Annotated in this window: 16 protein-coding genes and 1 pseudogene; 9 read left to right on the forward strand and 8 right to left on the reverse strand. The window is 64.8% G+C overall.

The window, feature by feature from the left end:
* Nucleotides 1-647: 647 nt before the first annotated feature.
* The 4 genes from F1643_RS15165 (at nucleotide 648) to F1643_RS15175 (ending at nucleotide 3,159) form a co-directional block, all read left to right on the forward strand.
* Nucleotides 648-1,586, forward strand: a complete 939-nt coding sequence (locus F1643_RS15165) for a hypothetical protein (protein ID WP_194914037.1) — start codon at nucleotides 648-650, stop codon at nucleotides 1,584-1,586.
* A 181-nt stretch (nucleotides 1,587-1,767) separates the two neighbouring features.
* Entirely contained in the window at nucleotides 1,768-2,124 is a 357-nt protein-coding gene (locus tag F1643_RS24945; RefSeq protein WP_206692505.1) for an SDR family NAD(P)-dependent oxidoreductase, read from the forward strand.
* Nucleotides 2,121-2,627 carry an SDR family NAD(P)-dependent oxidoreductase gene (locus tag F1643_RS21765; RefSeq protein ID WP_206692506.1) on the forward strand — a complete coding sequence of 169 codons (507 nt, stop codon included), beginning with the start codon at nucleotides 2,121-2,123 and terminating at the stop codon, nucleotides 2,625-2,627. Before F1643_RS24945 ends, F1643_RS21765 begins: the two co-directional genes overlap by 4 nt.
* Before the next feature lie 16 nt (nucleotides 2,628-2,643).
* Nucleotides 2,644-3,159 carry a nuclear transport factor 2 family protein gene (locus F1643_RS15175; RefSeq protein WP_194914038.1) on the forward strand — a complete coding sequence of 172 codons (516 nt, stop codon included), beginning with the start codon at nucleotides 2,644-2,646 and terminating at the stop codon, nucleotides 3,157-3,159.
* 176 nt (nucleotides 3,160-3,335) lie between these two features.
* On the opposite strand, the gene F1643_RS15180 is transcribed toward F1643_RS15175, so the two are convergent.
* Complete coding sequence (locus F1643_RS15180; RefSeq protein WP_206692507.1) at nucleotides 3,336-4,436, reverse strand: LuxR C-terminal-related transcriptional regulator; 1,101 nt, start codon at nucleotides 4,434-4,436, stop codon at nucleotides 3,336-3,338.
* Between the two features lie 409 nt (nucleotides 4,437-4,845).
* Between F1643_RS15180 and F1643_RS15185 the strand changes: the two genes are divergently transcribed.
* The 5 genes from F1643_RS15185 to F1643_RS15205 all read left to right on the forward strand — a co-directional run bounded on the left by F1643_RS15185 (nucleotide 4,846) and on the right by F1643_RS15205 (nucleotide 12,021).
* Nucleotides 4,846-6,600 (forward strand): FAD-binding protein, encoded by a 1,755-nt coding sequence (locus F1643_RS15185; RefSeq protein ID WP_206692508.1) that lies wholly within the window; start codon nucleotides 4,846-4,848, stop codon nucleotides 6,598-6,600.
* Nucleotides 6,597-8,312: an FAD-binding protein gene (locus F1643_RS15190; protein ID WP_194914039.1), complete on the forward strand. Its 1,716-nt coding sequence runs from the start codon at nucleotides 6,597-6,599 to the stop codon at nucleotides 8,310-8,312. The genes F1643_RS15185 and F1643_RS15190 overlap by 4 nt, the downstream gene beginning before the upstream one ends.
* Nucleotides 8,313-8,692: 380 nt before the next feature.
* Nucleotides 8,693-9,148 (forward strand): universal stress protein, encoded by a 456-nt coding sequence (locus F1643_RS15195; RefSeq protein WP_194914041.1) that lies wholly within the window; start codon nucleotides 8,693-8,695, stop codon nucleotides 9,146-9,148.
* A gap of 160 nt (nucleotides 9,149-9,308) precedes the next feature.
* Entirely contained in the window at nucleotides 9,309-10,004 is a 696-nt protein-coding gene (locus F1643_RS15200) for a hypothetical protein (protein ID WP_194914043.1), read from the forward strand.
* Nucleotides 10,005-10,083: 79 nt separating this feature from the next.
* Nucleotides 10,084-12,021 carry an NAD(P)/FAD-dependent oxidoreductase gene (locus tag F1643_RS15205; protein ID WP_206692509.1) on the forward strand — a complete coding sequence of 646 codons (1,938 nt, stop codon included), beginning with the start codon at nucleotides 10,084-10,086 and terminating at the stop codon, nucleotides 12,019-12,021.
* A 263-nt stretch (nucleotides 12,022-12,284) separates the two neighbouring features.
* Here F1643_RS15205 and F1643_RS15210 read toward each other — a convergent pair whose 3' ends face one another.
* From F1643_RS15210 to F1643_RS15240, 7 genes and pseudogenes are all read right to left on the reverse strand, one after another.
* Complete coding sequence (locus tag F1643_RS15210; RefSeq protein ID WP_370540626.1) at nucleotides 12,285-12,560, reverse strand: hypothetical protein; 276 nt, start codon at nucleotides 12,558-12,560, stop codon at nucleotides 12,285-12,287.
* A pseudogene (locus tag F1643_RS23430) lies at nucleotides 12,527-12,655 on the reverse strand (electron transfer flavoprotein subunit beta/FixA family protein); the annotation flags it as partial. The gene F1643_RS15210 and the pseudogene F1643_RS23430, both read right to left, overlap by 34 nt.
* Before the next feature lie 68 nt (nucleotides 12,656-12,723).
* Entirely contained in the window at nucleotides 12,724-13,113 is a 390-nt protein-coding gene (locus F1643_RS15220) for a cache domain-containing protein (protein ID WP_194914044.1), read from the reverse strand.
* A 6-nt stretch (nucleotides 13,114-13,119) separates the two neighbouring features.
* Nucleotides 13,120-14,061, reverse strand: coding sequence for a branched-chain amino acid ABC transporter permease (locus F1643_RS15225; RefSeq protein ID WP_255542847.1), 942 nt, complete (start codon nucleotides 14,059-14,061; stop codon nucleotides 13,120-13,122).
* A gap of 36 nt (nucleotides 14,062-14,097) precedes the next feature.
* Complete coding sequence (locus F1643_RS15230) at nucleotides 14,098-14,985, reverse strand: branched-chain amino acid ABC transporter permease (protein WP_194914046.1); 888 nt, start codon at nucleotides 14,983-14,985, stop codon at nucleotides 14,098-14,100.
* A 16-nt stretch (nucleotides 14,986-15,001) separates the two neighbouring features.
* Entirely contained in the window at nucleotides 15,002-15,739 is a 738-nt protein-coding gene (locus F1643_RS15235) for an ABC transporter ATP-binding protein (RefSeq protein WP_194913552.1), read from the reverse strand.
* Nucleotides 15,732-16,496: an ABC transporter ATP-binding protein gene (locus F1643_RS15240; protein WP_194914047.1), complete on the reverse strand. Its 765-nt coding sequence runs from the start codon at nucleotides 16,494-16,496 to the stop codon at nucleotides 15,732-15,734. The genes F1643_RS15235 and F1643_RS15240 overlap by 8 nt, the downstream gene beginning before the upstream one ends.
* Nucleotides 16,497-16,509: the final 13 nt, after the last annotated feature.

A 16,509-nucleotide genomic window follows, 5' to 3' on the forward strand; every position in this document is an offset into this window, starting at 1 on the left:
CGCTCGGGAATTTCGAAGCCCAATCTGTTCGCGCAGCAGCGGCAGTATTCGTCGTCCACCGCTCACCGACGCCCACGCTCATCATCCTCTGCATGAGCGACGAGAGAGTTCGTCACGGCTGCCCCGGGGTGGTCAGAACATGAAGGAGCTTTCCCCGCAGCTCGGCAACCAGACCCACCGGAATGTCACTGGACGGCGGAAAAGCCGGATGAATATGAGGCAAACTGCTCCAGACGGCCTCGTCATGGGTCAGATGGACATAAACCATGAAAAGCGTCTGAATGTTGACCTCCGCAAGGGCTGTCCGCAGCTCCCCCCGTCCTGGAGCGGCAGCGCGCGATCGTCCTCAGCCCGCTTGATGGCATCTCTTAGCATTCTTCTCTCACCCTCCATGGCCCACCCTTTCCGGTGGCGCCGGACATTTGTTTGTAAGCATACACTAACTTGTTATGTAGGTCTCGTGCTTCTTGCCGAGGGGTTTCCGGATTCTGCTGCTGCGAGAAGCCACCAGCGACAATAATCCGGCTTATGCGTTTTTTCTGACGCCATATACTACGCAAATTGCTTGCATATTGGATTCCATCAGGCTAATGTCGTTTTCACTCGCATCGGCTTGGTACCAAGACAGTCATCGGGAACGCCTCAGCATGCTGACACACCATCGCTTCACGGCCGTAGCCGGGGCAACGCGTCGATGGGTGCTTGCCATCGGGAACTTCGACGGCGTGCACCGCGGGCATCAGGCGCTTCTGTCCCAGGCGGTGGCGACCGCAGCCGGCTTGGCCGCGGGCTCTGCGATCCTGACTTTCTCCCCACACCCGCGCCGCGTCCTCAACCCGGCGTTGGAGCCGCAGGTCCTGACCACGACGGAGGAAAAGCTTCGTCTCGTTGCGCAACATGGCCTGGACGGCACGTTCGTGTGTGCTTTCAATCGTGCAGTCGCCGGCATGCCCGCTGAATTATTTGTGGAGCAGGTGCTCGTGCACGGACTTGGCGTGGTTCATGTCATCGTCGGCGAGGACTACCGCTTCGGCGCACGGCGGATGGGCGACGTCGAGTGCCTGCGACGCTTGGGTGCGGCCCATGGGTTCGGCGTTACCACCGTCGCCCCGGTCCGTGACGAAGACGGGAAGGTCATCTCGTCCAGCCGTGTGCGCGCCGCTCTGAGTGGCGGGCAGGTGGCCGCTGCCACGCAGCTGCTCGGACGCCCTTGGGACATCACCGGTCATGGCGTGCCACTCCATGGCATCCTGTCGATCCCGCTCGGTGATTATCAGCAGCCCGGCGACGGCGTCTATTCGGTGCGCATCGCCGAAGCCTGTGGTGATGCCATGGATTGGGAGGCCGCCCCCGAAAGCTCGGCCTGGATTTCGTCCTCCTCTGGGGACGACCGGCTGCACGTCACACTTCCGGCGAACCTCTTCACGGCGACCGCATTTCGCATCCGTTTCCTCGACCGGCTGTCCAAGGATGCACCTGCCGGCCTCATGGCGAATTCACCGATGGAGACCGCGGGTTCCTGGAGAACCGTGCCGCACGGCCTCATCCACCGGATCAGCCCGCCGAGATCGATGGCCGGCCTCTGAACTCGAGTTTCTCGGTCACACTCTGTCGTTTCCTCCCCAGAGTGTACACTTCGGCCGGGCGCCTAGCGCCCGGCCTTTTTTCGTAATACGCGTAGACAATGCTATTGATTCTTACGCAGATAAGTTTGAATCTGCTGTTCTTCACGTGAAGCACGCAAGATACGAGCGGGGAGGACAGAGGGTGGCATCGGATCGGAAGGTCGCCGTGGTCACCGGCGCAAGCCGGGGCGCAGGTGCAGGCATCGCGCGCGCGCTGGGCGCGGCGGGATTCACAGTCTACGTCACCGGTCGCACCTTGGAAGAGGGGTCTGCGCCGCTGCCGGGAACGATCGGTGCCACGGCCCGGGCGGTTACCGCGGCCGGCGGGCGCGGTATCCCCATGGCAGTGGACCACGCCGACGACGACCAAGTGCGCGCCCTGTTCGAGCATGTGCGCACAGAATCCGGCCGGCTCGATGTTCTCGTGAACAACGTGGCGGACTTGCACGACGCGCTGATCACCCGGGCGGCTTCTGGGAGCGCCCACTTGAACTGGTGAACATCCTCGACGTTGGACTGCGGTCGCACTATGTCGCGAGCTTTTACGCCGCTCCGTTGATGATCCGGACCGGCGGGGCGCTGATTGCCTTCACCTCCTCGTTCGGCTCGGTCTGCTACATGCACGGCCCGGCCTATGGCGCGCAGAAGGCTGGGATCGACAAGTTCGCCGCCGACATGGGCGTGGACCTGAAGGATCACGGTGTCGCCACCCTGTCGATCTGGATGGGCCCGCTGATCACGGAGCGCTCCACCCGCTCCGTGCAGGAGCGCCCCGACCAGTACGTCACCTTTATGGAATCCGCCGAGACGCCCGAATTTACGGGGCGGATCATTGCGGCCGTGCACGCCGATCCTGAACGCATGACTCTCACGGGAAGCACCCAGATCGGCGCCGAACTGGCACGACGGTATGGACTGTCCGACGAAGGGGGCCGCACCCCTCCGTCCTACCGCGATGCGCTCGGCGCACCGCGCGTCCCGCACCCGGCCATCGTGCGTTGACCAGCGAGGGTGATCGATGACCAACCCGACTCTCGAACAGCGCGTCGCAGCACTGGAAGATGTGGCCGCGATCCAGGCATTGAAGTGGCGATACCTGCGCGCCTGCGACGACAAGCGCCCGGACGACGTGCGCGATTGCTTCCTACCCGACGCCGTAATCGACTTCGAAGGGTTTCCGCTCTTCACCAACCGGGAGTCCTTCGTCGACACTTTCCGGCAGCTCGGCTGCCGGCCCAGCATCGTGGACATGCATCACGGGCAGAATCCCGTTGTCGAGTTGACCGGGCCGGACACGGCCCATGGCTTCTTCGACTGTTATTTCTTCCAGATCGACACGGTGACTCGCCGGCTCGTTCAACTCGCCGTGAGCTATGACGATTCTCTCGTCCGCCGCGACGGCCGGTGGTGGATCGCCCGTACGGTCAGCCGCCGCCGGTCAATGCTCGTGCAAGCGATCGGCGAGGACCTTGTCGGCCGTTTCGCCATCGTCGGCCGCTCCGACGAGGCCGGCCCGCCTCCGCCGCCGCGCTGATGCGGGCGTAGCGCAGCGCTTGCCGGCGAAGAGATCGTACAAAGAATGTTCACCACCTCGGAGATGCGGATGCTCATCACTGTACTCCCTGAGTGAGGTGGCTTCACTCAGGGAGGCCCTGAGTATTTTAATTTCCAGAAATCAAGCTGATAAATAGAAACGCTCCCTACTGCTGGTCATATCAAAGATATCACGCTGTTCAGTATGGTGCGGACCAGTTCAGTTTGGCGTGTCACTCCTGTTTTCGAAAATATCGTACGCAGATGTGCGCGTGCCGTATTGCGGCGGATGTTGAGTTGTTCGGCGGCTTCGTCCAGCGACAAACCATTCGCAAGCAACAGCGCCAGTGCCGTTTCCGCAGGCGTCAGGTCGAAGAGTTGGCGCACGATCCGCTCGTAGGACGCCTGCCCACGCCGTTCCGGATCGCGGATGAACAGCGCCGCTGCCGGATATCGCTTGCCCTCGGACCATTCGGTGAGTGGCACGTTGCGGATCAGGATGCCCAGCTTGCCGCGCCCCGATGGGCGCGTGATCGACAGCGCCTCCACCACCGACACGGACGTCGATGCCGAGCGCCCCAGTATTTCGTTGATCAGGCGCTTCAGCTCCTTGTGCTCCTGCCCGGCCTCCGCGGCCAGAGTGCTGCCGCTCAGCCGCAGCCCATCGCGCTCCGAAAGGATGTCCTCGGCGATCCGATTCATACGCAGGATGTTGCCGTTCTCGTCCAGAATCACGGTTCCGATCAAGAGCCGGTCCATGGTGCCCACATACAGGCGCCGTTCGGACTCCAGCGCGTCCAGGCGACTGTGCAGGCTGACAGAGCGCCGCAGGTGCGGCAGCATCAGGCGGCACAGCGCGCGGTCCGCCGCCGAGAAATCCGGCTGCCCGGCCCCGAGCGATACCCGGAACCGGCAATGGATACCCTCGTCCGTATACAGGTCGGCGCCAAGGATGTTGCCGATTCCCAGAGGCTCGAGGTATTCGCGAAAGAAGGCACTGGACCGCCACGCCTGCGATCCGACGATCTCTTCCGCCGTGACCACCGTGTTCGCCGGCAGATTGAGGAAGGGATCAAGCGTAAAATAGGTCTCGTTGTACGCCTCGGTCATCTCGGTGGACACCGCCTCCCCGGAGTTCACCATCAGCCCGCCACCCTTGTCCGTCGGATTGCGCAAAACGAAGGTGGAATAGCGCGCGTTCAGGTCGATCCGGATGCGGTCCAGGAAACTCTTCCACGGAACGGTCTCAATGGGGCCCTTGATAGCACAGTCCGACAAGGTCGCTGAAGGCGTCGAGGGACAACTCGTCAGCGGAGCGCGGTTCGCACACGCGTCCTTCGTCCATGGGTGTCACGTCCTTGAAGCGAACGCCCCGGCCGCACAAAGGCTCAAGGGCGAATGGAACCGGCTGCGAGTGTAGCTGCCTTGTGCGCAGTCGAACAGGTTCAGCATGCCGCATTCGGTTCAGACCATCCTATCCCGTGCCACCGGATAGTCCGCTTGGACGATGATTTCCCGTCCTGATCGATGGGAGAGTCGGGGCGCAGCGGGCCGGCCATCGCCATCGTCCTCAGTATATCGCGCCAAAAGGTTTTTCGGCCGCAGGCAGGACCTCCATGCGGCGATCGGGTCCACTGGCCACCCGACGGCGCCGGAGTTCTCCACACAGGAAGGGTAGGGATCCACAGTGAGCAGCGACAAGAACGGCACGATGTACGACGTGATCGTGGTCGGCTCGGGCGCTGGTGCGCTTCTGGGCGCGATCCGGGCGACCGAGTGCGGCCTCCGAACGCTGGTGATCGAGAAGACCGATCGGGTTGGCGGCACGTCAGCGATCTCCGGCGGCGGCATCTGGATTCCATGCAACGACGATCAGCGAAGCGCCGGCATCGAAGACACGTTGGACGATGCCTTCCGCTATGTGAAAGCCTGCGCGCGCGGCATGGTCAAAGACGACCGAATCCTCGCCTATGTCGAGACGGCGCGGGTGATGGCCCGCTACCTGGGTGAGCTTGGCGTGCCCTATCGCTGCATGCCGCTGTATGCCGACTACTACCCATCCCTTCCCGGTGCCCGCCCCGGCGGGCGGACCATGGACGTCGTGGATTTCGACGCGGCGACTCTGGGGCTCGACGGGCTGGCCCTGCTCCGTCCAGGCAATCCGGGCCAGCAGATGTTCGGGCGCATCAGCCTCAACACGTTCGACGCCCACACCATCCTTTCCCGGGGACCCGGTTCGACCTGGACGGTGGTGAAGAATATTCTGCGCTATGCCACCGACTATCCCTGGCGACGGAAGAGCCGGCTGGATCGCCGCATGACCGGCGGGCAGGCGCTGGTCGCCGGGCTGCTGGCCGTGGCACGGCGGCGCGGGGTGGCGATCCGGACCGGCAGCGCGTTGCGGTCCGTCATCGTCGAGCAGGGCTCCGTCACCGGTGTGATCCTGGACCACGCACACGGCGAGGAACAGGTGCTGGCGCGGCGCGGCGTGCTGCTCGCCGCCGGCGGCTTTGAACGCAACCAGGCCATGCGCGAGCAGTTCCTGCCGAAGCCTACGCAGCAGGGGTGGACGGCCACACCGGTCGGCGGCAACACCGGCGACGCCATCCGTGCCGGCGAAGCGGCTGGGGGGGTGCTGGATCTGATGAATCTGAGCTGGGGGTGCCCGACCATCGAGGTGCCTGGCGAGGAAAAATTCCGCGGTCTCTTCGTCGAACGCTCGATGCCCGGCTGCATTGTCGTCAACGCCAGGGGCGAGCGTTTCGTCAATGAATCCTGCCCCTACCCCGAGTTCCAGCAGGCGATGCTCGCCGACCACGCGACGACGGGTGGCGCCGTGCCGGCCTGGATCGTCTTCGATGCGCGCTTCCGCGCGCGCTACCCGATGGGCCCGCTCATGCCCAAGGCGGCGATGCCGGACGCCCGCGTCCCGAGCCACTGGTGGGGCACGGTTGTCTGGAAGGCGGACACGCTGGAGGCGCTCGCCCGGCAGATCGGCATCGCCCCCGACGGCCTGCGCCACAGCGCCGACCGCATGGCCACATTCGCCCGTAGCGGCGAGGACGAAGACTTCGACCGCGGCGGCAACGTCTTCGACCGCTACTACGGCGACGTCAATGTTCGGCCCAACCCCAACCTCGCACCCGTCGATCAGACACCGTTCTACGCCATGAAGCTGTGGCCGGGCGACATCGGCACCAAGGGTGGCCTGCTGACCGACCGCGACGCCCGCGTGCTCGACCGCGAGGGCCGGGCCATTCCCGGACTCTACTGCGTCGGCAACAACAGCGCGTCGGTGATGGGCCCCTCCTATCCGGGCGCGGGATCGACGCTGGGGCCGGCGATGACATTCGCGTGGCGCGCGGTGGCCGACATGCTTGGCGAGCCGATCCCGCTACAGCGCTCCGATCTGCTTGAGACCAATCTAGAGGCGTGCGCATGAGCACGCGATCCGTGCCAACGGACACCGTCACGGAGATCCTGCCGCCGTTGCTGATCGGGCCGGACGATGACCCGGGGTGGCAGACCGAAGCCGAGGTGGTGGTCGTCGGCTGGGGCGCCGCCGGCGCTTGTGCGGCGATCGAAGCCCGCGATGCCGGGGCGCGTGTGCTGGTGATCGACCGATTCGAAGGCGGCGGCGCCAGCGCCATCTCGGGCGGCGTCGTCTATGCCGGCGGCGGCACGCGTCACCAGCGCGACGCCGGCTACAGCGATACGCCGGAAGCCATGTTCGACTATCTGCGGCGCGAGGTTGACGGGGTGGTCGGCGACGCGACGCTGCGCCGTTTCTGTGATGAAAGCGTCACCAACCTCGAATGGCTGGAGCGACAGGGGGTAATTTTCGGCTCCACAATGCCGCCGTACAAGACCTCCTATCCGCCCGACGGCGCGTTCCTCTATTTCTCCGGCAACGAAGCGGTGCCTGCCTATCGGGGCTCCTATGGAGAGCCGGCGCCGCGCGGCCACCGCGCCGTGGCGCGTGGCCAGTCCGGCGAGGCGCTGTACGCGGCCTTGAAGAAGGCCACGCTGGCGAGCGGTGCCGAGACGATGACCCAGGCCGCCGTGCGCCGCCTGGTGTGCGAACGGACCGTCGACGGCCAGCCGGGGCGGGTGATCGGCGTCGAGGTGATGCGGCTGCCGCCGGGCGATCCACGCAGTCTCCGCCACGCGGCCCTCGAACGGCAAGCCGCGCGCTGGCGGCTCTATCGGCCAGCGAAGGCCGAGGCGTGCCGCCGCGAGGCCGCGCGCATCGAGCGCGAGGCGGCGCGTCCGGTACTGATCCGTGCGACGCGCGCGGTCGTGCTCTCCACCGGCGGCTTCATCTTCAATCCGGACCTGTGGCGCCAGCACGCGCCACACACCATCGGCGGCCTGCCGATCGGCGGGGCCGGCTGCGACGGAAGCGGCCTGCGCCTCGGTCTCTCCGTCGCGGCGGCGGCGCAGGCGCTGGGCAACATCTCGTGCTGGCGTTTCATTACACCGCCCGCCGATTGGCCGAAAGGGATCGTTATCAATGGCCGTGGCGAGCGCTTCTGCAATGAGCAGGTCTACGGCGCCACGTTTGGCCACGCCGTGGTCGAGGAGCAAGACGGCAAGGCGTGGCTGATCATCGACTCTGCGCTGCGGCGCAAGTCGATCCGTCAGTGCCTGTTCGGCGGCCTATGGGGGTTCCAATCGCTGCCGGCGCTGGTGATGATGCTGTTGGGCGCGACCAAGGCCAGGACACCGGAGGAACTCGCCATCCGCATCGGCGCCGACCCGGCAACCCTGCGGGACAGCATCGCCACCGCCAACGCGGCAGCGCACGGCATGACCGAAGACCCCGTGGGGAAATCGGCGGACACGCGCCACGCGTTGAAGGGCACCCTGTACGCCATGGACATCTCGCTGGCTGCGCCGACGCTGCCGATGGCGGTGCTGACGCTCGGCGGGCTGGTGGTCGATGAGGACACCGGACAAGTCTGCGACAAAAGCGGCGGTGGAATCCCCGGTCTCTACGCCGCGGGTCGAACGGCGCTGGGATTGCCATCGTCACGCTACGTCAGCGGGTTGTCGCTGTCCGACTGCGTATTCTCCGGCCGTCGGGCCGGGCGGGCCGCCGCCGTCGCCGACCGCCCGCCCCGGCGCTCCCCCCTGTTTGCCACGACGACGTGAAAGAAGACGCATGTTCCTGAGAGATATCCTGGTGTATGTGGACGATTCGACGGGCGTGTCTGTGCGGGTCGAGACAGCCGCCGCTTTGGCCGCGGCCCACGGCTCGCGCCTTACCGGCTTCCACGTGCGACCGACCATCGAGATCCCCTATCTGGCGCGGTCCTTCAATGGTCCAGGACTGGCAGAGGCGCTGGCCAAGGCGGCCGACACGCTATCCGGCGAGGCCCATGGCCTGTTTACGCGGCATGCCGCCAGCCATTCCGACACCCGCTGGGAAGACCTGACCGGTTCGGTGGTCGATGTGGTGGCCGCCCCGCGCCCGCTGCAGCGATCTGATCGTCCTCGGCCCGTCGGAAATCGATCAGCCGAGCGGCAGGCGTATGAGCGGTCAGATCATCCAGGCGTCCGGTACGCCGGTGCTGATGGTGCCGGAGCGTCCGGCGGTGGCGACGGTGGGGCAGCGCGTGCTGGTCGCCTGGAACTCCAGTCCGGAATCGATCCGTGCCGTCCGCAGCGCGCTCCCGATCTTGAAAGCCGCCGCGTCCGTCGAGGTGCTGGTCGTCCTGGCCGGAGAACCGGATACGGCCTTCCAGATGCCCGGCCGACCTCTGGTGGACTATCTCTCGCAGCACGGAGTCGCCGCGACCGTCAAGGTGATGAAGCTCGACGATGTCCATGGTGTCGGCGGGTCCATCCTGGCGCGCGCCGAGGGCACCGGCGCCGACCTGATCGTTATGGGTGCCTTCGGCCGGTCCCGTCTGCGCGAAGCAATGATCGGCAGCACCACGGGAAGGCTGCTCACCCAGTCCTCTGTTCCGATGCTGGTCGCGCACTGAGGCGGCGCTCGACGGAGCGGAGCCCATCCGTCCACTCCGTCTGCATTTCCCGGTTCAATGCGTGTTGACGCCGTGATAAGTTAGTATTTACTTACAATTGGCGCTGCGCCGTTTCCCGGGACAAATCTCGGCAAGAGTTCTTAAACACGTAGGGGGAAGCATGCCTGACACCACCCTTCAGGAGACCGGCTCTCCTATAACGTTCGGTCACGTCAATCTGCATTACCGCCGCAGGGAGGACGGACCGGCAGCAGCCCGCCTGATGGAAACCCTGGGGCTTACGCTGACCCAGACACTGCCCCTGCCGAACGGCAGCGAGTTCTATCGCTTCACCGTAAACCGTGCGGAGCCCAATCGAGGCGACGGTATCGTTTTTCTCAGTCTCCTGCCCGAACCGTTGGCGGCCCTCATGGACGTCATCCGGCAGAAGCTCGATGTGGGCGGGATCGACGAGCATCCCGCTGTCGCTGCCGCCCGCCAGGGGCAAGCCCGCGATCCCGAGCAGAACCTTCATGTCGGCTTTCTCATTCCCTCGCTCAACGCGGTCGAGGAGCGAATGGCGCAACTGGCACAGCTCGCCGAAACCGATCCGGCGTTGAAGGGCCGCCTGAAGTTCCTGGTCAATCGCGCTCCACCGGGCGACCAGGAGATCGACCGCCGCCTGGATGAATCACCGCTCTACCGAGGGGTCACACGGTACACATTCGGCCGGAACGGGGTGCAGGCTTTCGTTGAAACCGATCTTCTCGTCGGCGGACCGCTGGGCGATGCCTTCGTCTTCGAACTCGATTACGTGTTCCCCGGACACGAATTCCACATCCTCTCCGTGGTCGAGTTGGGCGCAGCGCGCGACTGACCTCTGGACATGAACGAACGGGCATGGGATCGGCCACTGCCGCTTCCTTCTGCCAGCTGGACAAAATCTGGAGACCCCGATGCTGGACACTGCCGAAACGATGGTGGCAGACGATGGCGCTCTGCCCATCAAAGATCATGATGGGCTGCGTAAGAGCCTTCTCGACGCGAACCTCCCCACCCTGCTGATGGTCTACATCACCTTCACCCAGGACGAGGAGTATCTGGAGCGCTTCTCGCCGTACATCCGCTCGATATACTCGCCCGAGCCGACAAATATTCCAGATGGACTCGCCGAGGATCTGCGCCAGCGTCTCTTTGACCTGCTGACCGCCGCGACACCGCCGAAACGAAAGGCACTGGATCGCGAATTCATGCGCAAGATGATGAGCATCAGTGTCGGCGAGGTGGTCGATCCCGAATTCATCCCCGTCCTACACGACCAGATGGGCTTCGAGCCTTCCGTACCGCGCAAGGAATTGCCGGATCGGGTTCATCCACCCTCCGATTTCCACGTTGTCGTCATCGGCGCCGGCATGACTGGCATCGCCGCCGGCGTGAAGCTGGGCGAGGCCGGTTATAACTACACGATTTTCGAGAAAAATGCCGAGGTCGGCGGCACCTGGTGGGAGAATGTCTATCCAGGCGTCGGCGTCGACACGCCGAGCCACTTCTACTCCTATTCGTTCGAACTGAACCCCAACTGGAGCCACTATCACCCCAAGGGACCGGAAATCCACCGCTACCTGACCGGGGTCGCTGACAAGTACGGCATCCGCAAGAACATCCGCTTCGAGACGCGCGTCATCGGCGCCGTCTGGGACGAAGCGGCACATGTTTGGCACGTGTCGATCCGGAACAAGGATGGCGTGGCGACCACGGTCCGGGCGAACGCCGTCATCCTCGCCCACGGCCTGTTGAACCGCTGGTCGATGCCCAAGATTCCCGGGCTCGAAACCTTCAAGGGGCCAGCCATGCATACCGCCGGCTGGGATCCGCGAGTCGACCTCAAAGGCAAGAAAATTGCCGTGATCGGCACGGGCGCCAGCGCCGCGCAGCTTGCGCCCGCCGTCGCACCGATCGCCGAACATGTGACGGTCTTTCAACGCTCCAAGCACTGGGTCCTGAACAACCCGGACATCAATGCGGACGTAACACCGGGTGTGCAGTTCGCTTTGCGCGAAATCCCGCATTATAAGGAATGGTTCCGCTTTCGCGTTTACTGGTTCACCGGCGATGGGCTATACGGCAATGTCTGCCAGGATGACAACTGGCCTGACAAGTCGATGTCAATCTCCGCACAGAACGAAGGTGCGCGGCAGTATGCCTTGGCGTATCTTAATCACAAGCTGGCCGACCGGCCCGATCTGCGGGAAAAGCTCACCCCCGATTATCCGATTTTTGGCAAACGTATTATCCTGGATGCCGACGGCGGTTGGATCGACACTCTGAAACGGCCGAACGTTACGTTGGAAACGCGCGGCATCGATCATATCGAAGAGGATGCGGTCGTCTTGAAGGACGGTACGCGGGTGGCGGCCGACGTTCTGGCACTGGCGACCGGCTTCGATATTGCCAAAATCATCGGCTCCTTGACGATCAAGGGACAGGGTGGTCGCGATCTAGGAGCCGAATGGGGCGACGACAATCCACGCGCCTATCTCGGGGTGGTGGCGCCTGGCTATCCCAACTTCTTCTTCACCCTGGGGCCAAACAGCGCACCGAACCACGCCGCCGGTGTGAATATGGTTATCGAATGCCAGATCAACTATATCATCGAATCCCTGGATCTGATGATTGCCAAGGGCGCAAAGGAGATTGTCCCGACCGAATCTGCGTGCGCGGCATGGAACGAGAAGGTCGAACGTCAGATGACCAAGATGATCTGGACGCATCCGAAGGCCCGCAGCTACTATCTGAACAGCGCTGGACGTAACATTATCTCCTGCCCATTTCGTCTGGTGGATTATTGGACCTGGATGCGCCATCCGGACCTTGAGGCGTTCGAAATCACATAACCATTGGGATCCAGACGCAGCATCGCTCAGCGGCGATAGCAGCGGACATGCCTCATGCTGGGAGCGGCTCGCTCGACGGTAAGTTACCGCTCCCGGCGATTGGGCCAGCGGCGTGGCTTCGACCAGCAGCAGCTGTGTCTGCTGCTTCGAACAGCTCAGGCCATCTGCACGCGTAGCTGTGAAACCTGTTGCCCAGCCGCTCCCAGACACAGGGCTGATCGTCGCCGAAGCCACTGGAGCCGGTGCCGGCTCAATATGCGCCGTCAGCTCCGGCACGGCCTTGAACAGGCGCCCGACAGCGCCTCGACCGAGGCCGAACCGCCTTTGGCGGCGGTCTCGAAGGCGGTGGTGCGGACGGTGACGAGACTTTCACCGGGTAGGATGACGGAGATGGCGGCGACGTCCAGCAGCGCCGCGACGCGCGGCAGGAGGTTCTTGCCGACCGAGGTGGCGCCGGCCAGGACGTGGCCGTAACCGCTCTTGGCGGTGGCGACCACCAGCGGTGGACGATCTCGGTCGCCTTGCCGGCTTCCTTGCACCGCACGGCTTCTTCGACGGCGATCTCGTCGAACGGGTTCATGCTCATCTTCACGTTGTAGTCGACGACCCGCTTCACGGGGACAAGGACCTTTATGGTTTGCATCCTTATGCGGCTCTGATGTCAGCGAGGAAGCGATCGATCTCCTGTTGGAGGTCGCCCGCCTACCGCGCAAGATCGTTGGAGGCGTTCAACACCTCTCCCGCCACGGTCTTGGTGGTGTCGGTCTTCGCCGCGGCGACGACCAGACCGTCATAAGGTGCCAGTATGCCTTGTCCGCCGGAAAAGCGCGGCGTGCTGCGCAGACGTCCATCCTCCCCGACCAGGAAGGTGTCTCCGGTTTCTCCCATGCCATCGCTCGCCTGCATGATGCGGTCGAGCCCACCCGCCTCGATCCGGAACACGAGCGTCGCCAGGATCTGCTGGCTGCCGTCCGGAAGCCGCAAGGCGACCGGTGCCGCCAGAAAGGCGGAGGCGGCTTTGCCGATGGCATGGGGCGAGAAATCGGCGATCATCGCCGCGCCGGCCAAGTCGCCCGCCTTGATGCGGTTCACCAGGACTCACGCCCTGTTCTTTCCCAAATAATTCTTCACTTCGCCGACGATGCCGCGGCGGAAAACGAGGACGCAGACGACGAAGATGCAGCCGATCACCACCGGCACCGGCAGGCTGGTGGCGGCAAGGTAGCTTTCCAGCGTCACCACCAGCCCGGCGCCGACCACCGGCCCGAGCAAGGTGCCCATGCCGCCCAGCAGCGTCATCAGCACCACCTCGCCCGACATCTGCCACGTCACGTCGGTCAGGCTGGCAAGCTGGAACACGATGGCCTTGGTTCCGCCGGCCAGACCCGCCAACGAGGCGGACAGCACGAAGGCGACCAGCTTGTAGCGGTCGGTGCGGTAGCCGAGCGACACCGCGCGCGGCTCGTTCTCGCGGATCGCCTTCAGCACCTGCCCGAAGGGCGAGTGGACGGTACGCCAGATCAGCGCGAAGCCGGCGAGGAAGATCGCCAGCACGGTGTAGTACATGGTCAGCGGCTGCTTGAGGTCGAACAGCCCGAACAGGGTGCCGCGCGGCACGCCCTGGATGCCGTCCTCGCCATGGGTGAAGGGCAGCTGCAGCGCCAGGAAGAAGATCATCTGGCTCAGCGCCAGCGTGATCATGGCGAAATAGATGCCCTGCCGGCGGATGGCGATCAGGCCGAAGACCAGACCCATCGCCCCGGCCACCGCGGTGGCGGCGAGCAGACCGAACTCCGGCGCCCAGCCCCAGACCTTCACCGTATGGGCGGCGATGTAGGCCGCGCCGCCGAAGAAGGCGGCATGGCCGAAGCTGAGCAGGCCGGCGAAGCCGATCAGCAGGTTGAAGGCGCAGGCGAACAATGCGAAGCACAGCACCTTCATCAGGAAGACGGGATACAGCACGAAGGGCGCCGCGACGGCGACCGCCAGCAGGACGGCGGCGATCAGGACGGGGCCGGTGCCGCGGGAGGCCCCGCGCATGGCGATGGTGGTGGCGTTGCTGGCGACGGTCATGGATCAGCGCTCCCGTCCGAAGAGGCCCGCGGGCTTGATGAGAAGAACGATCGCCATCACGACGAACACGACGATGTTGGAGGCCTCCGGATAGAAGACCTTGGTCAGCCCCTCCAGCAGCCCCAGCCCCAGGCCGGTGACGATGGCGCCCAGGATGGAGCCCATGCCGCCGATCACCACCACCGCGAAGACGATGATGATCAGGTTGGTCCCCATCAGCGGCGACACCTGATAGATCGGCGCCGCCAGCACGCCGGCCAGCCCGGCCAGCGCCACGCCGAAGCCGTAGGTCAGCGACACCATCACCGGCACGTTGATGCCGAAGGCCTGGACCAGCGTCGGGTTCTCCGTCGCCGCGCGCAGATAGGCGCCCAACTTGGTGCGCTCGATGGCGAACCAGGTGCCGAAGCAGACGGTGAGCGAGGCGACGACCACCCAGGCGCGATAGTTGGGCAGGAACATGAAGCCCAGGTTCTGCCCGCCCTGGAGGGCGGCGGGGATCGGGTAGGGCTGGCCCGACACGCCGTACTGGTGGCGGAACGCCCCTTCCAGGATCAGCGCCAGCCCGAAGGTCAGCAGCAGGCCGTAGAGATGGTCCAGCTTGTAGAGCCGCGACAGCATCGACTTCTCCAGCGCGATGCCCAGCAGCCCGACCGCCACCGGCGCCAGCACCAGCGCCCCCCAATAGCCGATCCCGGCATAGGTCAGCAGCAGCCACGCCACGAAGGCGCCGACCATGTACAGCGCGCCATGGGCGAAGTTGATGACGTTCAACATGCCGAAGATCACCGCCAGCCCGAGGCTGAGCAGCGCATAGAAGGAACCATTGATCAGGCCGAGCAGAAGCTGCCCGAACAGGACTTGGGGCGGAACGCCGAGGAGCTGGAACATAAGAAAATTCTCCCGCTCATACGCCGAGATAGGTGTGGAGCTTGTCCATGTTGGCTTCGAGCTGGTCGTTGGGGATCATGTCGACCACATGGCCCTCCTCCATCACGTAATGGCGGTCGGCGATGGTGGCGGCGAAGCGGAAGTTCTGTTCCACCAGCACGATGGTGAAGCCGCGCGCCTTCAGCGCCCGCACCGCCACGCCGATCTGCTCGATGATGACCGGGGCCAGACCCTCGGTCGGCTCGTCCAGCAGGATCATGGTGGCGCCGGTGCGCAGGATGCGGGCGATCGCCAGCATCTGCTGCTCGCCGCCCGACAGCCGCGTGCCCTGGGTCGAGCCGCGGCCCTTCAGGTTGGGGAACAGGTCGTGGATCTGCGGGATCGTCATCCCGCCCTCTTTCACCACCGGCGGCAGCGTCAGGTTCTCGTCGACGCTGAGGCTGGAGAAGATGCCGCGCTCCTCCGGCACATAGCCGATGCCCAGCCGCGGGATCCTGTGCTGCGCCATGCCGATCAGCTCCTGCCCCTGGAAGCGGATGGAGCCGGTGCGCTTGCCCATGATCCCCATGATGGCGCGCATGGTCGAGGTCTTGCCGGCGCCGTTGCGGCCCAGCAGCGTCACCACCTCGCCCTGCCGCACCTCCAGGCTGACGCCGTGCAGCACATGGCTTTCGCCGTAATAGCCGTGCAGGTCGGCGATCTCCAGCATCGCCGTTCCGGTGTGGGCAGTCTTCGTCTGCATCCCGTCAGGCATGTCCGGTCCCCATATAAGCTTCCATCACCTGCGGGTTCTTGGAGACGACCTCGTACGGTCCCTCCGCCAGGATTTCGCCGCGGCGCAGCACGGTGATGGTGTCCGACAGGTGGGCGACGACCGACAGGTTGTGCTCCACCATCAGCACGGTGCGGTCGGCGGCGACGCGCTTGATCAGCGCCGCGGTGCCCTCGATGTCCTCATGGCCCATGCCGGCCAGCGGTTCGTCCAGCAGCATCACCTCCGGGTCGAGCGCCAGCGTGGTGGCGATCTCCAGCGCGCGCTTGCGGCCATAGGGCAGCTCGGCGGCGGTGTGGCCGGCCCAGGGGGTGAGGTTCACCGCCTCGATCAGTTCCAATGCCCGGTCGTGCAGGTCGTAGAGCGACGATTCGGACTTCCAGAAATGAAAGCTGGTGCCGAGCGGCCGCTGCAGCGCCACCCGGACATTCTCCAGCACGCTCAAGTGCGGGAAGACGGCCGAGATCTGGAAGGAGCGGACCAGCCCCATCAGCGCGATGTCCGCCGGCTTGGTGCGGGTGATGTCGCGGCCCTTGTAGAGGATCTGGCCGCGGGTGGGGGTGAGGAACTTGGTCAGCAGGTTGAACACCGTGCTCTTGCCGGCGCCGTTCGGGCCGATCAGCGCATGGATGGTGCCGCGGTGAACCTGCAGGTTCACCTCCTTCACCGCCACGAAGCCCTTGAACTCCTTCGTCAGATTGCGCGCCTCCAGGATGATGTCATTGGTTCCGGTGGCCATGCCTATTCCTTCG

The sequence above is a fragment of the Azospirillum sp. INR13 genome, assembly GCF_015390205.1.
In the GTDB taxonomy this organism is placed as follows: Bacteria; Pseudomonadota; Alphaproteobacteria; order Azospirillales; family Azospirillaceae; genus Azospirillum.

What these genes read in the sequence shown, in the direction of transcription:
- F1643_RS15165 (WP_194914037.1), top strand. Translation starts at nt 648, where the DNA reads ATGCTGACACACCATCGCTTCACGGCCGTAGCCGGGGCAACGCGTCGA.
- F1643_RS15175 (WP_194914038.1), top strand. Translation starts at nt 2,644, where the DNA reads ATGACCAACCCGACTCTCGAACAGCGCGTCGCAGCACTGGAAGATGTG.
- F1643_RS15190 (WP_194914039.1), top strand. Translation starts at nt 6,597, where the DNA reads ATGAGCACGCGATCCGTGCCAACGGACACCGTCACGGAGATCCTGCCG.
- F1643_RS15195 (WP_194914041.1), top strand. Translation starts at nt 8,693, where the DNA reads ATGAGCGGTCAGATCATCCAGGCGTCCGGTACGCCGGTGCTGATGGTG.
- F1643_RS15200 (WP_194914043.1), top strand. Translation starts at nt 9,309, where the DNA reads ATGCCTGACACCACCCTTCAGGAGACCGGCTCTCCTATAACGTTCGGT.
- F1643_RS15205 (WP_206692509.1), top strand. Translation starts at nt 10,084, where the DNA reads ATGCTGGACACTGCCGAAACGATGGTGGCAGACGATGGCGCTCTGCCC.
- F1643_RS15225 (WP_255542847.1), bottom strand. Translation starts at nt 14,061, where the DNA reads ATGCGCGGGGCCTCCCGCGGCACCGGCCCCGTCCTGATCGCCGCCGTC.
- F1643_RS15230 (WP_194914046.1), bottom strand. Translation starts at nt 14,985, where the DNA reads ATGTTCCAGCTCCTCGGCGTTCCGCCCCAAGTCCTGTTCGGGCAGCTT.
- F1643_RS15235 (WP_194913552.1), bottom strand. Translation starts at nt 15,739, where the DNA reads ATGCCTGACGGGATGCAGACGAAGACTGCCCACACCGGAACGGCGATG.
- F1643_RS15240 (WP_194914047.1), bottom strand. Translation starts at nt 16,496, where the DNA reads ATGGCCACCGGAACCAATGACATCATCCTGGAGGCGCGCAATCTGACG.